This is a genomic window from Niallia nealsonii, assembly GCF_002835805.1.
Lineage (GTDB): Bacteria > Bacillota > Bacilli > Bacillales > Cytobacillaceae > Niallia > Niallia nealsonii.
In genome coordinates this window covers 65,352-80,442 of the sequence record NZ_PISE01000001.1, presented here as the reverse complement: position 1 = coordinate 80,442, position 15,091 = coordinate 65,352, and the positions used below count along the sequence as shown (strand labels likewise).

Annotated in this window: 17 protein-coding genes and 1 tRNA gene; 16 read left to right on the top strand and 2 right to left on the bottom strand. The window is 33.0% G+C overall.

All coding sequences use genetic code 11. The annotated features are described in order from the left end of the window. Nucleotides 1-134 precede the first annotated feature (134 nt). The 5 genes from CWS01_RS00405 (at nucleotide 135) to CWS01_RS00385 (ending at nucleotide 5,769) form a co-directional block, all read left to right on the top strand. A complete protein-coding gene (locus CWS01_RS00405; RefSeq protein WP_101175005.1) occupies nucleotides 135-2,027 on the top strand; it encodes an LTA synthase family protein in 1,893 nt (630 codons plus the stop codon). Between the two features lie 164 nt (nucleotides 2,028-2,191). Next, on the top strand, nucleotides 2,192-3,379 hold the full coding sequence (locus CWS01_RS00400) for a M14 family metallopeptidase (protein ID WP_101175004.1): 1,188 nt from the start codon (nucleotides 2,192-2,194) through the stop codon (nucleotides 3,377-3,379). Nucleotides 3,380-3,525: 146 nt separating this feature from the next. Then, on the top strand, nucleotides 3,526-4,659 hold the full coding sequence (locus CWS01_RS00395) for a YqgU-like beta propeller domain-containing protein (protein ID WP_101175002.1): 1,134 nt from the start codon (nucleotides 3,526-3,528) through the stop codon (nucleotides 4,657-4,659). A gap of 141 nt (nucleotides 4,660-4,800) precedes the next feature. Beyond that, entirely contained in the window at nucleotides 4,801-5,115 is a 315-nt protein-coding gene (locus CWS01_RS00390) for an MTH1187 family thiamine-binding protein (protein WP_101175001.1), read from the top strand. A gap of 18 nt (nucleotides 5,116-5,133) precedes the next feature. Further along, nucleotides 5,134-5,769: an MBL fold metallo-hydrolase gene (locus tag CWS01_RS00385; RefSeq protein ID WP_101175000.1), complete on the top strand. Its 636-nt coding sequence runs from the start codon at nucleotides 5,134-5,136 to the stop codon at nucleotides 5,767-5,769. 154 nt (nucleotides 5,770-5,923) lie between these two features. Here CWS01_RS00385 and CWS01_RS00380 read toward each other — a convergent pair whose 3' ends face one another. After that, on the bottom strand, nucleotides 5,924-6,622 hold the full coding sequence (locus tag CWS01_RS00380) for a helix-turn-helix transcriptional regulator (RefSeq protein WP_101174999.1): 699 nt from the start codon (nucleotides 6,620-6,622) through the stop codon (nucleotides 5,924-5,926). A gap of 237 nt (nucleotides 6,623-6,859) precedes the next feature. Then, nucleotides 6,860-6,931 (bottom strand) — tRNA-Gln (locus tag CWS01_RS00375). 141 nt (nucleotides 6,932-7,072) lie between these two features. On the opposite strand from CWS01_RS00375, the gene CWS01_RS00370 reads away from it, so the two are divergent. The 11 genes from CWS01_RS00370 to CWS01_RS00315 all read left to right on the top strand — a co-directional run bounded on the left by CWS01_RS00370 (nucleotide 7,073) and on the right by CWS01_RS00315 (nucleotide 14,809). Further along, entirely contained in the window at nucleotides 7,073-7,546 is a 474-nt protein-coding gene (locus tag CWS01_RS00370; protein WP_101174998.1) for a hypothetical protein, read from the top strand. A 6-nt stretch (nucleotides 7,547-7,552) separates the two neighbouring features. Then, on the top strand, nucleotides 7,553-8,077 hold the full coding sequence (locus CWS01_RS00365; RefSeq protein ID WP_101174997.1) for a hypothetical protein: 525 nt from the start codon (nucleotides 7,553-7,555) through the stop codon (nucleotides 8,075-8,077). Between the two features lie 36 nt (nucleotides 8,078-8,113). After that, entirely contained in the window at nucleotides 8,114-8,539 is a 426-nt protein-coding gene (locus CWS01_RS00360; RefSeq protein WP_101174996.1) for a hypothetical protein, read from the top strand. A gap of 352 nt (nucleotides 8,540-8,891) precedes the next feature. After that, nucleotides 8,892-10,274, top strand: coding sequence for an amino acid permease (locus CWS01_RS00355; protein ID WP_101174995.1), 1,383 nt, complete (start codon nucleotides 8,892-8,894; stop codon nucleotides 10,272-10,274). A 318-nt stretch (nucleotides 10,275-10,592) separates the two neighbouring features. Beyond that, a complete protein-coding gene (gene comGA, locus CWS01_RS00350) occupies nucleotides 10,593-11,663 on the top strand; it encodes a competence type IV pilus ATPase ComGA (protein ID WP_101174994.1) in 1,071 nt (356 codons plus the stop codon). Continuing rightward, entirely contained in the window at nucleotides 11,650-12,681 is a 1,032-nt protein-coding gene (gene comGB / locus CWS01_RS00345) for a competence type IV pilus assembly protein ComGB (RefSeq protein ID WP_168714346.1), read from the top strand. Before comGA ends, comGB begins: the two co-directional genes overlap by 14 nt. Nucleotides 12,682-12,693: 12 nt before the next feature. After that, the gene (gene comGC, locus CWS01_RS00340) at nucleotides 12,694-13,005 is read left to right on the top strand and encodes a competence type IV pilus major pilin ComGC (RefSeq protein WP_101174992.1); all 312 of its coding nucleotides are present in this window, start codon (nucleotides 12,694-12,696) and stop codon (nucleotides 13,003-13,005) included. Next, complete coding sequence (comGD, locus tag CWS01_RS00335) at nucleotides 13,002-13,439, top strand: competence type IV pilus minor pilin ComGD (protein WP_101174991.1); 438 nt, start codon at nucleotides 13,002-13,004, stop codon at nucleotides 13,437-13,439. Before comGC ends, comGD begins: the two co-directional genes overlap by 4 nt. Nucleotides 13,440-13,693: 254 nt before the next feature. Next, nucleotides 13,694-14,158, top strand: coding sequence for a competence type IV pilus minor pilin ComGF (gene comGF, locus CWS01_RS00325; protein ID WP_101174989.1), 465 nt, complete (start codon nucleotides 13,694-13,696; stop codon nucleotides 14,156-14,158). 11 nt (nucleotides 14,159-14,169) lie between these two features. Continuing rightward, a complete protein-coding gene (gene comGG, locus CWS01_RS00320) occupies nucleotides 14,170-14,556 on the top strand; it encodes a competence type IV pilus minor pilin ComGG (RefSeq protein WP_101174988.1) in 387 nt (128 codons plus the stop codon). Between the two features lie 61 nt (nucleotides 14,557-14,617). Then, nucleotides 14,618-14,809 (top strand): YqzE family protein, encoded by a 192-nt coding sequence (locus CWS01_RS00315; RefSeq protein ID WP_101174987.1) that lies wholly within the window; start codon nucleotides 14,618-14,620, stop codon nucleotides 14,807-14,809. Nucleotides 14,810-15,091 lie beyond the last annotated feature (282 nt).

The following is a 15,091-nucleotide window of genomic DNA, read 5'->3' as shown; positions in this document are numbered from 1 at the left end:
ATTAGTTATTCGTCTATATATTTAAGAAAATATATATTATAAAGTTTTATTATGAAAATAAAATTAAAAATATATGAGTTTTTTATAAAAAATATAAAAATAAGAAAATAGATAAAAAATAGGGGGATGTATGATTGCTTACTCAAAATAAAAAATGGCAGAAGCTGTCTCTTTTGACTATTGCCATACTATTAATTTGGCTAAAGACAAATATTGTATATCAGACAAGTTTTGATATTAAAATTGAAAATGGAATACAGCAATTTATTTTATGGATTAATCCATTAAGTTCGGTGCTGTTTATTTTGGGAATCAGCTTGTTTTTAAAAGAGAAACATCAAAAAAGATATATATTAGGATCAAGTATTTTTTTAGGAATTATTTTATATGCAAATGTTGTATTTTATCGAATCTATACAGATTTTTTAACATTGCCGTTATTGTTTCAAACAAGTAATATGAGTGATTTGGGGAGCAGTGTGAAGGAACTTATTTTTTGGACAGATATGTTCTATTTTGCTGATATTATTATTTTAGCTGTTTTGATTAAAAAGAGTCCAAGCTTTATCAAGTATCCAACTTACACAAAAAGGACAAAAAGAATATTTTATATAGCGGCTGCAGGGTTTGCTTTTTTTAATTTAAGTCTTGCAGAAACACAGCGTACACAGCTTTTAACAAGAACATTTGACAGAGAGATATTAGTGAAAAATATCGGCGCTTATAATTATCAATTGTATGATTTATTTTTACAGACAAAATCTTCTGCCCAAAGAGCATTAGCAGATGGCAGTAAATTAACCGATATTGTCAATTATAATGCTGCCAACTATGCAGCGCCTAATAAAGACATGTTTGGAATTGCTAAAGGAAAAAATGTTATCCTAATTAGCTTAGAATCCACTCAAAGCTTTCTAGTAAATCGGGAAGTAAATGGGAAAGAAATAACACCATTTCTAAATGACTTTATTAAAGAAAGCTACTACTTTAATAACTTTTATCATCAAACAGGACAAGGGAAAACATCTGATTCAGAGTTTATCGTGGAAAACTCGTTGTATCCATTAAGTCGAGGAGCTGTCTTTTTTACTCATTCTGGAAATGAGTATCATGCCACACCGGAAATTCTGAATGAAAATGGTTATTATACAGCAAGTTTACATGCGAATAATAAGAGTTTTTGGAATAGGGATATTATGTATCAAAGCTTAGGCTATCAGCGTTTTTATGAAATAGAGGATTATGATGTAAAGGAAGAGAATTCTATTGGCTGGGGATTAAAGGATGTCGACTTTTTTGAACAGTCTATTCAACATTTAAAAGAAATGCCACAGCCGTTTTACAGCAAGTTTATTACATTAACAAATCATTTCCCTTTTGTTTTAGAGAAAGAGGATAAGTTTATTGAGCCTCTTACAACAGGAAGCAAAACCTTAAATAACTATATTCCAACAGTACGTTATCAAGATGAAGCGTTAAAAAAGTTTATTCAACAGCTAAAAGAGGAAGGAATCTATGATAATAGCATAATTGTTATGTATGGAGATCATAATGGCATTTCAGAAAATCACAATAAAGCAATGGGAGAATTATTAGAAGAAGAAGTTACACCATTTGTAAGTACACAATTGCAGCGTGTTCCCTTTGTTATTCACATTCCTGGTGAAAAGGGAAAAACTATCTCGACTGTTTCTGGTCAAATAGATATTAAACCAACCATTCTTCACTTATTAGGAATCAATGCGAAAAATGATATTCAATTCGGTTCTGATCTTTTTTCTAAAGAGAAAAAAGAATTTACTGTTTTGCGTGATGGAAGCTTTATTACAAAAGATTATGTTTATACAAAGGAAATTTGTTACGATAAAAAGGATGGAAATCCTGTGGAAAAAGATTTATGCACTCCGTATATAGAACAAGCAAATGAAGAATTGGATATTTCTGATTCCATTATATATGGGGATTTGCTGCGATTTTATAAAATGAATGATGGAAGACTGGAAATAGAAGATATAGAAATGGAATAATCTACAAGATTTGTTTCACTCCGAATCTACATTAAGAGGAGCGAAACAAAGTTTTTTTTGTTTTAAAATCATTAGGCAAAGAGGCAATCGAAAGTTTTTCCTTTATAAAATGTATTTTTGCATGCCATTTTTCATAATTATTAATGATGGAAGGAGTGGTATCGGTGGAAGTGAAAATAAGACCAGGAGATGCATTATGGTATTATAGCCAACTATTTAGGATTCCATTAAATTTAATCATAGACAGCAACCCTAACATAAATCCTGATGCTTTAACAGCAGGGCAGTCTATAATTATACCAGGATTTACTATGCAAACTATTCAAGTAAAACAAGGAGATTCTTTATGGAAAATTGCTGGTGCAAGAAATATTTCGGTTGACAGCTTATTATTATTAAATCAAGACATAAATCCTAATCAGCTAACAATCGGTGCAAGCGTAAAGGTTCCCAAAAGAATTATCACCAAACTAGTGAATGGCAAAAGGCGATATGATTATGCAACATTAACTAGAGATATAGAAGCATTAAAAGCAGCTTATCCTTTTATTAAAATTAATCATATAGGGAAAAGTGTACTCAATAAATCTATACAGGAAATACGGATAGGCGAAGGCAGCAAAAAAGTCCATTTTAATGGATCTTTTCATGCAAATGAATGGATAACGACTTCGGTTTTAATGTCTTATTTAAATGAATATTTATTATCGTTAACAAATGGAACGACTATAAAAGGAGCAAAGACACTTCCTTTCTATCAATCTATCGATTTATCCATTGTTCCAATGGTTAATCCAGATGGAGTAGATCTTGTATTGAATGGACCGAATGAAAGTAATAGAGAGGAAGTAATAGGAATAAATGAAGGAAGCACAGATTTTACAGGCTGGAAAGCAAATATTAGAGGAGTGGATTTAAATAATCAATATCCGGCAAACTGGGAAATAGAAAAAGAGCGCAAAAAACCGAAAGCTCCCGCCCCAAGAGACTATCCTGGTGATGCCCCGTTAACGGAGCCAGAAGCACAGGCGATGGCAGAGCTTGCACAAAAGGAAAAATTTCAAAGCGTGCTTGCTTTTCATACGCAAGGAAAAGAATTTTATTGGGGATATGAAGGGCTCGAGCCTCCTGAGTCAAAAGTGTTGGCAAATGAGTTTGCCAGAATAAGTGGGTATGAAGCAATTCAATATGTAGATAGTCATGCAGGCTATAAAGATTGGTTTATTCAAGAGTTTCGCAAACCTGGTTTTACGATGGAACTAGGCAAGGGAATTAATCCACTTCCGTTATCCCAATTTGATGAAATCTACCGAGATGTACTAGGAATTTTTTTAGCTGCACTGTATATGTAACTCAATGTGTACAGTATATTTTTAAAAGGGTGCCAGAAAGTAAAAAATAAATAAAAGATTATGTGAAGCCGGCCTGTTTCGGCTTTTTTTGTGTTACTATTCAATATAGCTGATCATTAATTTGACGAATATAGAAGGTGTGGAAAATGAGTTGCTTAATCAGGGGGAAATCAGCATATCTTGTTTTTTTATGTTTTCTTTTTACCCTTGCATTAGTTGGATGTACGGATAAACAGAAAAACATAAAAAATAATAAAGAAGAAAAAGATGCAGTCCAAGGGGAACAAACGAAAAAAACAATTTTTCCTATAAACGATAGGAACGGTGATTTTATTCAGGTAGCCGGTTGGCTTAGTAACGAGTCCATTGCCTATATAGCGAAGAAGGGGACAAGCTATCAGTTATATAAACATCAATTATTAACAGGAAAAGATACGCTGCTTTATCAAAGTAATCAAGAAATAGTCACTGTTGAAATAAGCCCTGATTTGCAAAAGGCATTGATTTATACTAACTCTTTAAAAGGGGGAGAAATCACTGTTATAGATAGTAGCGGCAGTGTCCTTTATACAAGTGCTCTTGCTAGCTTTGAGGCAGAATTTGTCTGGAATCCTTTTACTAATAATGAACTAGTAGTAACTGCATTTAAAGAGGATTGGAGCAGCAATGTTTTTCTTTTAAAAGTTAATGATCAAAAGCTTATAGAAGAAGCTGCTATAACACCATTTTCACAATGGCTTAATAAAGAAGAACTTGCATATATTAACTGGCAGGAACAAGATTCGGCGTTTCAATCCCCCCTTAAAACAATTAATCTTCAAACGAAAGTAGAAAGTGTCCATAGTTTGCCAAAAAGTTATTCTTTTTATGCTGCAAAAGAAGCCATTGTTACTATTTCTACTAATGAAGAAAAAAAGGAACAGGCATTGTATACTTTTTATAACCATCAATTTCAAAAATATACAACGGTATCTATGCCCCGGCTTGCTAAATTTAATGATTGGTTTGTTCCTTATTTCACTATAAATAATGATAAATTTTATACATTTGTTCCAAAAGAAAATGGAGATATTGAAACATATAAAAAAGGATTTGCTTTTGTTTCTTTTGATATAAAAAATGGGCTGCAAAAAAATATAGGAAAAAAGTTATTGGAAAATGAACCGATTTCTTTGTCGCCAAATGGACAATGGTGTTTATATGGATATTATTTTGAGAAGTTAATGAATGTGGATACAGGAGAAATACAATCATTAAGTGGGAAAAATAATGAATCATAAACACTAAAATAGAGTGTAGGCCCTTTTAGCCGAAAAGTTTGAGAAACCACTTGAAATATGACAAGATAGAGAAAGAATGGCTAGCACATATTCATTTTACTTTATTTGTTAGCAAAATACATAAAGGAGTGAAATAGAGGGATGGCAATAGTAGATGTAACTGTAATACCAGTGGGAACAGAAACTCCCAGTGTAAGTGCATATGTGGCAGATATACAGAAAGTGTTAAAAAGTTATGAGGAAAAAGGAGAAATCCGTTTTCAGCTTACACCAATGAATACAATTATTGAAGGGGAGCTGCCTAAATTATTTGAAGTAATTCAAGCGATGCATGAAGTTCCTTTTGCAAAAGGTTTAGTACGTGTTTGCACCAACATAAGAATTGATGACCGCAGAGATATTACAAGAAAAATGGAAGATAAAGTAGATAGAGTAATGAATCATTTAAATAAATAAAGATAGGAAGTGAAGAATATGGAGTATAAACAAATTCCCCTCGGTCCTATTCAGACAAACTGTTATCTCGTTTGGAATGAGGAGAAAAACTGTTTGGTTATTGATCCAGGAGCGAATGGCAAAAAATTAATGGCAATAATTGCAGAGCTTGAATTAACACCAACAGCGATTTTGCTTACTCATGGGCATTTTGACCATATTGGAGCAGTAGAAGATATTCGAATTCATTATAGTATTCCCGTATACATACATGAAAAAGAAGATAACTGGCTAATTGACCCTGCATTAAATGGCAGTACGCAATTTCGATTGCCAACTCCAATTGTTGCAAAACCAGCAGAGTATTATTTAGATGAAAATCCAAGCATGACGGTGGGCGATTTTACCTTTGAAGTATTTGAAACGCCTGGCCATTCTCCTGGAAGTGTCACTTTTTATTTTAAAAAAGAAGGAATGGCATTTGTAGGGGATGCACTTTTCTATGAAAGCATTGGTCGTACAGATTTAACAGGAGGAAATCAGCGGACATTGCTTAATAGCATTCATGATAAGCTGTTGACATTGCCTGAGGATACCATTATTTTATCAGGACATGGCAAAAGTACAACAATCGGACATGAAATGGATAATAATCCTTTTATAAATGGGTTTTAAGTTCAATTTTAAACAATAGAAGCTCTATTTTCTTCTTAATCATTGAATGGAAAATAGAGCTTTATACGTAGTAATGGAATAAGTGTTTTTTATTAATTAGGTGATGTCAGTGATTGGAATTGATACGGATAGGGATTATCTAACTTAAAAAAGTTTACTGAACGGTTGTTCGATATGCGCAATGATGACAGCCGGTAAGCATATTTTGTTTTTCCACTAATTGTACATCTTCGAATAAAGCCTCAAACATTCCTGCAAAAAATTGTTGATGCATCATGCAGACATTTTCTTTATGGTTTTTTGCCACTTCTTTATAGGGACAGTTGTATATTTCAAAATATAAAGATGTTTGGTCATCGCTCCATTCTAATGCAGGAAGCTGCCCTGTCATTAAACTTGCATTCTGCAAAATTCTCAGCTTATTATCTTTTGAAAGCAAGTCAGCATTATTAGTATATTGGATCAGTTCTTGTTCCATCATTTCCTTCCCAAATTTTTTGCCTGTTTCATATAAGGCTTTTTTTCCTTCTGGACCAAGCCTTTCCATTGTCTGCAGCAAAATTTTGCTTAATAATTGATAGTCTCTAAAAGGGAAACTTAACTGGATCACCTCATTGGATAATCGATATAAACGGCTTGGGCGACCCCCTTTTCCTGTTTTTTTTGTTTCCGAATAAAGCATTCTGACATCTTCTAATTTTGATAAATGTAGACGAGCTACATTTGGGTGGATTGCAAATTCATCCGAAATTTCTTGAACGGTTACATCTTGATGCCTATTTGTTATATATTGGTAGATGTAAAAGCGTGTTGGATCTGACAATACATTTGTTACTTTTAATGTACTTTCCATCATTTGTTTCCCCTTTACGTTTATTTTTTCTACATTATAATATAGCAATCTACCATAAACACTATAAAAACTATAAGTTTATAAAAAGTTCACAACTTCTAGAGAAAAAGTTCATTAAATATACATATTCATCGTTTTAATTATGAACATAGTTCAAGGGTGAAAAGTATAGAGCTCATAATAAAGAGGAATGTTTCTATTATGCGGTTATTTCAAAATGAAAGCGAAGGAATGTTACTGGGCTAGCTGGATTCGAACCAACGAGTGACGGAGTCAAAGTCCGTTGCCTTACCGCTTGGCTATAGCCCATTAAAAAGTAGCACATTAAATAGTATGTATCGCCTTTTTGGGGGTTATACATTGTATATAAATTTTTTTGTGCATATTTTTACATAGGGGCTTGTAATTGGGGGGATGCTAATTATAATTTCTAGATGAAAGGTAGCAAAAATGAACATTAGTATTTACATTTTTTCTTTATTGAATATTTTTGCTTTAGGATGGTATCTACATATTGAAAAAATAATGACACCTCTTGTTAGAATAGGCTGCTATTTGATTAGTTTTATATTTGTGCAAGATTGGACAAATATATTAGCAAGTAATCTAAATTATTTAGAACTTCCCAATAAATTGAGTCTAAGCTTAATATCTGTTATGAATAAGGTTATTTTGTTGCCAATTGCTTCTATATTTTTATTGGAAATGTTTTTACAAGAAAAAAATTATGTCAAAAAAATAATAGTGATTATTGCAGGTACATTAATTATGGTTTGTTTAGATTATTCAAACAGCTGGTTGAAAATTATTCAGTATCATCATTGGGGAATGGAAAAATCATTCCTTCTGTGGTTTTGTTTTTGGACTTTGCTGTATGGACTGTTTCAGATGTTTATTCATCTTGAAAAGAAGGAGAATCAGTAAATAGGTATGTTCTTATATTTACCAGAAAAATTTGATGAGAATGAATGGTTTATTATTATTTCATTTCTAATTGCTTGTATTATTATCTGGAGATTGCCGAAAAGGTTTCCGACAATTATTACAGTTTTGTTGTTTCTTTTTATCAGTGCGGTCTCTAAATTAGTAGATCATATATTGTCTGGTTCTTTTAAATTTGATTTATATGATTTTAATGATTCCAATAAATATGAGTTATTTGATTCTATTCTACAATGGCTTCTGTATCCTGCTATCGGATACATACTTGTTTATTGGTATGATTATTGGAATGCTAAGGGAGGAAATCGTTTCTTTTTAATAGTAGTAATTATTGTTTTATCGACTTTATATGAAGCGCTTTCGGTAAAATGCCACGTGTTTTACTTTAAAGGCTGGCTTAGTTATTTTTCTGCAGGATTTTATAGTTTTGCTTTTCCGTTGACTATTATTTATCATCATTTGCTAAATAAGTGGTATCAGAATAGATCTTCTCGTATAAAAACCTGTATATAATAATATCCTGACAAAAAAAATAGAAAGGATTGACAGATGAAAAAAGGAATTTGTATCCTTATTAGCTGTTTTTTATTATCTATAGGAAATATGAGGGTATATGCAGCATATTCTCCTGATGAATTTTATACAAACCTAGATATCCATGAATATAAAGAATATACAGATGCTACTACAAATGTAAGAAAAAGATTATTAGGGAAAGAGCTGAATAATTTTTCAAAAGAATTTGGAGATTATTCATTTACAGTTGATTCTCCAAATGAGGAATATTATTTTTTTGCTTCCGTTTTGCATACTTCGCAAATTATTATAAAAAAATATGCTATTTACACTCCTGAGGGAAAAAGAGTAGAATTTGGTTTTAATCGGCAAGCAAAAAAAGCGAGTGGATTTAAAGGCTGGGATAAACCACTTGATGATACGGAATTATTCAACAAAAGAGGAAAAGATATAAAATAAAAAACAAAAAATATATATGTGAATATTTAACAAAAACTATCCGTTTTCATGAAAAACGGATAGTTTTTTGTCTGTTTAAATAGATATTTGTGTTATTTCTTCTATTATATAGTTTTGTACATGGTTTGGAAAAAGGACAAGTTTTGTTTTTCTTAGAAATACAATTGTTTTTTGTCAGAAAGTTTATTATTATAAGAAAGGTAATTTGGACATGGATAAAACAAGATAGTAGTGAACTAAAAAGCTAGATTGTAAAAAAATTAGTCAATGAATTCTTGGTAAATAAAAAGCGTAATCCAATCCTATAAAAGAGAAGACTGCTTCTGAGTATTGCAAGGAGGAAATGGAAAAAATGACAAATGAAAAATTAAGCAGGGGGCTAGAGGCACGTCATATACAAATGATCGCTCTAGGGGGAACAATTGGCGTTGGTCTATTTATGGGATCAGCGAGCACTATAAAATGGACTGGTCCATCTGTGATGCTTGCTTATGCAATGACAGGAATTTTTATTTTTTTTATTATGCGTGCAATGGGAGAAATGCTTTATCTTGAGCCAAGTGCAGGTTCTTTTGCTACATTTGGCCATAAATACATCCATCCATTGGCAGGCTATATGACTGCATGGAGCAACTGGTTTCAATGGGTTATTGTTGGAATGTCAGAAATTATCGCTGTTGGGGCGTATATGAAATATTGGTTTCCTGATTTGCCAGCATGGATACCAGGCGTTATTGCATTATTGATTTTAGGTTTAGCAAATTTAATTTCTGTTAAGTCGTTTGGGGAATTGGAATTTTGGTTTGCTATGATAAAAATTGTCACCATTATTTTAATGATCATCGCAGGATTGGGGCTTATTTTATTCGGTGTCGGCAATGACGGCAATGCTATTGGGTTTTCTAATCTCTGGAAAAATGGAGGCTTTTTTACAGGGGGGTGGACTGGATTTTTCTTTGCACTTTCTCTTGTTATTGGAGCTTACCAAGGGGTGGAACTGATTGGGATTACAGCTGGAGAAGCAAAAAATCCTAAAGAAACATTAAGAAATGCCATTCAAAGCATTATTTGGCGGATTTTAATTTTTTATATTGGTGCAATTTTTGTTATTGTAACAGTGTACCCATGGGATGAGCTTCAATCAATTGGCAGTCCATTTGTAGCAACATTTGCAAAAATCGGCATTACAGCTGCCGCGGGGATTATCAACTTTGTTGTTATTACAGCAGCAATGTCTGGGTGCAATAGCGGAATTTATAGTGCGGGGAGAATGCTTTATACCCTCGGAATGAATGGACAAGCACCTAAGTTTTTTACGAAACTTTCTTCTAACGGTGTTCCGCTATTCAGTACATTTGGTGTACTGATCGGTTTAGCAATTGGGGTGATTTTAAGCTTTATCGCACCAGAAAATCTATTTGTTTATGTATATAGTGCAAGTGTGCTTCCTGGAATGGTTCCATGGTTTGTTATTTTAATCAGTCAAATCAGCTTTAGAAAAGCAAATGCGGAAAAAATGGCGGATCATCCATTTAAAATGCCTTTTGCACCGTTTACGAACTACTTAACGATTGCCTTTTTAATTTTTGTTTTGATTGGAATGTGGATAAATGAGGATACAAGGATATCCCTTGTTGCAGGAATTATTTTTTTAATTATAGTGGTCTTAAGTTTTTTTGCTTTTGGTATTGGAAAACGTGTTCCGATAGATAAGGATATTAATAGGAAAATGTAAAGATAATAGGATAGTCCGTTAATTGTTTCTTCGGAAAATAAAAGAAAAGATGGCTCTAACCAACAAGAATTTTGTTTGGAGCCATCTTTTTAGTGTATTGTAATAAATAGTTTAATATATATAAGAAGTGCCTTGAGGCTACAGAGCTTTTTCTGTTTTATGGATAAGGCACTAAATTAGGAAAAGTTAATGTGAATTTTGACAAATTGATGAACTCTCTCCAAAATTGTTTAGAAAAAAAGAAAGAGCAAGCAGGAGATAAAAGAAATTGGCCGAAATAATCTTAGTAAATAAATGAAAGGTGGTGCACTATGTAAGGTGATATCAATTGAAGCTTTAGCTAACCGCATTATTCGGGAGGCGGTGGAAGATGAGGCAACAGATATTCATATTATTCCAAAGCCCCAAGGATCCCTGCTCCAATTTCGCATTTCAAATAAACTCCACACAAAATTTATCCTTCCTCCTAAGCAATGTGACAAATTAATTTCGCATTTTAAGTTTACAGCCTCTATGGATATTGGAGAAAGGAGGCGGCCTCAAAATGGCGCTTATTCCCTTAAACTAAAAGATCAAAAAATTGGCTTGCGCTTTTCTACACTGCCATCCTCTCCCCACGAAAGTTTAGTTATCCGGATTCTTCAAGAGAAAAATGACATTCCCATTCACTATATTAGTCTTTTCCCAGAAACTTCAAGAAAGCTCATTGCATTATTAAAGCATGCTCATGGGCTGGTGATTTTCACAGGACCGACTGGATCGGGCAAAACAACTACATTATATTCTTTATTAAATGAAAATGCTCACCTTTATCACAGGAATGTCATCAGTTTAGAAGACCCTATTGAAAGGCCTCAAGAAAATGTGCTGCAGATTCAAGTCAATGAAAAGGCTGGAATCACGTATTCAACAGGTTTAAAAGCAATCCTTAGACATGATCCTGATATTATCATGGTCGGTGAAATAAGGGATGGTGAAACGGCAGAAATTGCGATTAGAGCAGCACTAACAGGCCATTTGGTCATTACCACCATGCATACAAGGGATGCAAAAGGAGCGATTGGTCGTTTAATGGAATTTGGCATTCAAAAGCAGGAAATTGAACAAACATTAATTGCCGTAACGGCACAGCGATTAGTAGAGTTAGTCTGTCCCTTTTGTGATGGAGAATGTTCTCCCTATTGCTTTAGCGTAAGCGAGCGTTTAAAAAGAGCCAGTGTATTTGAAATTATTACAGGCAAAACTATTATGAGCATTTTAAGAGGAGCATCGCAAGGAAAGGAAAAAATCTATAAAACTTTGGCACAAAATATTAATAAAGGCATTGCACTGGGATTTATTAAAGAAGAAGAATATGAACGCTGGGTATTTGACTATGAAAAAGAATAAATGGTCACTTGATGAGCAGGCGATGTTTTTAATGAATATTGGTGAATTGCTTGCGAGAGGTTATAGCTTAGCAGAAGCAGTGCAATCAACTTTATATTATTTGCCATTTAATAAACAGGAAGAAATTCGCGCGTGTATTGGATCATTGCAAGGAGGGGAATCATTTTATGAAAATTTGATTAAGCTCCAATTTAATGTGCAGTTGATAAGCTATGTCTTTTTTGCAGAAAAGCATGGTGGTTTTGCTATAGCATTTCAAGATGCAGGCAGCATGATGACAAGTAGGCAGCGAACAGTGGCCAAATTAAAAAAAATCCTCTATTATCCCCTTTTTCTCATGGCATTTACCGCTGTATTGTTCGGATTTGTACAGCAGATCTTATTGCCGAAATTTACTGCGCTTTTTTTATCCATGGATTTAAAACGCAATCTCTTTATGTTGTTTATTATTGGTGCAGGAAAAATGCTTCCAATTATTTGTATTGTTTTGCTGCTTTTTTGTATCGCATTATTGTTTTATTATCATTTGAAAATAAAAAAGATGGACAGTATGACCAAAAGCAGACTCTATACCAAAATCCCCTTTATCGGAAGTTACTTTTCCCTTTATTACACTCATACAATAACCCAACAACTAAGTTATTTGCTTTCAGGCGGCTTTTCTATTTATGAAAGCCTGCAATTTTTTCAGCAAAATAAACAGCAGCTTTTATATAAAGAGATTGGTACATTTGTCATTGAAGAGTTAAAAACGGGAGAAAGATTGGAAACTGCTTTTGAGGCCATTGTATTTTTAGAAAAAGAATTAATGAAAATTTTGAAGCATGGACAAGAAAATGGCAAGTTAGATCAAGAACTCGCTTTTTTTAGTAGTTTCTGTATAAATACATTAGAGAAAAAAATTAATAAAACAATAAAATTGGTGCAGCCGTGCCTTTATGGATTTGTAGGATTATTGATTATTTCCATTTATTTGGCGGTGTTATTGCCGATGTTCCAACTGTTAGATGGGTTTTGAAAGGAGAAAAAAATGAAAAATGAAAAGGGATTTACATTAATTGAAATGATGATTGTACTATTGGTCATTTCCATTCTGCTTTTAATTACGATTCCAAATGTAACAAAACATAATTCGAAAATTAACACAACCGGCTGTGATGCATTTATAAAAATGGTTCAAGCAGAAGTGCAGTCCTACTATATGGACAAAAAGAAATATCCAGAAACGGCAGCATCTCTTGCAGAGGAAGGGTATTTGCAGGAGGGGCAAACAACTTGTCCTAATGGAGATGCTATCGCAATTAGCACAAATGGCACTGTAACAGCTCAAAGTGCACCATGATAAATGAAAAAGGATTTACGTTACTGGAAATGATGGTGGCATTGTCTATTTTTATGATTTTACTCTCTTTATCGTTTCTTGTATTTAAACCACAAATGGAGATGGTAAAAGGAAACACTTTTTTTACCCAGCTGCAAGCTGATTTATTTTATGCTCAAAGTTATGCACTTTCCCATCAAATGAGAATGTATGTTCAATTTACTCCATCAAAAAAAGAGTATGCAATTAAAGGGGACATTGCAACAGGAGAGATTATTTACCGCAAATATGACGAAACAATAGTCATTAATGAGGATCGTGTTTCTTTTAATTTTTCTATCTTGCCTAATGGGAATATGAGCAAATTTGCTACATATCCGTTTTCGATAGACGAAAAAAAATACACGCTAACGATTCAGATTGGCCAAGGTAGATTTTATGTTACGAAATGGTAAAGGATTTTCACTTCCTGAAATGTTTTTGGCTCTAACCGTTTTGTTTCTGATGTGCCTCTTTTTTATTCCCGCATACACCCAATTGCTTAAACAACTGAAGCAATTGGATGAAGAAAAATTGGCTACTCAAGTATTATATGAACATTTAGAAGGAATGCTTGTAGAGGATAAGAAAAAGGATAACTTTTATATAAAAAAAGAAGGTATTCTCTATCAGATCAAATGGAACACAGAAAAGGAGGTATGCATTTATTATGAAAATAATTTTCAAAGAAAGCAATTTTTTTGTGAAATCTATTATAAATAAAAAGGGCTTTATTTTATTAGATATGCTGTTTTCTTTATTTATTTTTTTGATAATTGTCTCCTTTTTGCCTTTTTTTCTTCAAATTATCCTCAACGTGCAACCAATAGAAAAACAATTGCAAAATATTGAATGGGAAATTTTTGCTCAACAATTAAAAAAGGAAGTAAGGATGTCAGAGAGTATAGATGTAGAGCAAAATAAGCTGCTGCTTTATATTGATGGAGAAAACATCCAATATGAATGGTATTCTAATAAAATTCGCAGAAGGGTTAATGTATCTGGGCATGAAGTAGTTTTGCAAGGGATAGAAACGATTAATTTCTCTGCTATTGCTAATGGAGTGAAAGTTATGGTGAAAGATCAATATATGCAGCAGAAAGAAGTTGAAGTGCGGTCTTATTTAAATCTTTGAGGGGGATATAGATGATTCGTCGTGAATGTGGATTCATTTATCCTATTACATTTTGTGTATTTCTTTTATTTATGATTTTTTTTGTTGCCATGACAGATTTTTATCTCAATAAAAAAAAGATATTAGAAGAAACAAAAGTACAGTACAGAAATGACTATTATTTAATGAACACGGTAAAAGATATCGAAGGGAAATTAGCTAATCCAGAAATTGAATCGAAAGCAGGAAAATATATGTATAATCATGGGACGGTTCAATATACCATTCAAAAATATTCGCAAACAGAGGAAAAGGTCGACTATATGTTAACAGCAGCGCCAAATTATCAAATAAACGCGATTAGTTATTTTAATATCGAGCAGCATAAAATGACGAGGTGGATAGAGAAAACAAAATGATGGAAGAATACTTTGTTTTCTTACTGGCTATGATGTAAGTAAAAAGTCAGGGAGTATTGTGATGAATACAAATGATTATGTAAAATATTTAACGCAAACATTTGTGCAATATATGGATCAGCCGAAAGATCAGCGAAAACAATTAAAAAAAGAAAAAAAAGATCATAAAGAACCTTTTATGCTCAGGTGGTTTGGCATTTTACCATATGCCATTAGCTATAGTGTCAAAAAATCGAGACGAAGAAAACATTAATGAAAAAGGCTTATTAGATAAACGCTTTTTTAAAGAGCGCTATACTAATAAGCCTTTTTTATCTTTAATAGGCGAGAAGACTCCATCTTCAAGGAAGGAGAAGGGGATAATCCGATGAGTAAGGTGGAGATGAATAAGGGATGGGTGGGTTTCCTAGCTGGATAGTCCGACTGTTCGAGGGCTGTATGAAGGGAATCGATGAGAGGATAGTATCCTCCCTTATCTTTTTCACCTGAAAAAAAGATCATATGTTCTTTTTCTGTTTTTCCCCTTTCTAACTTG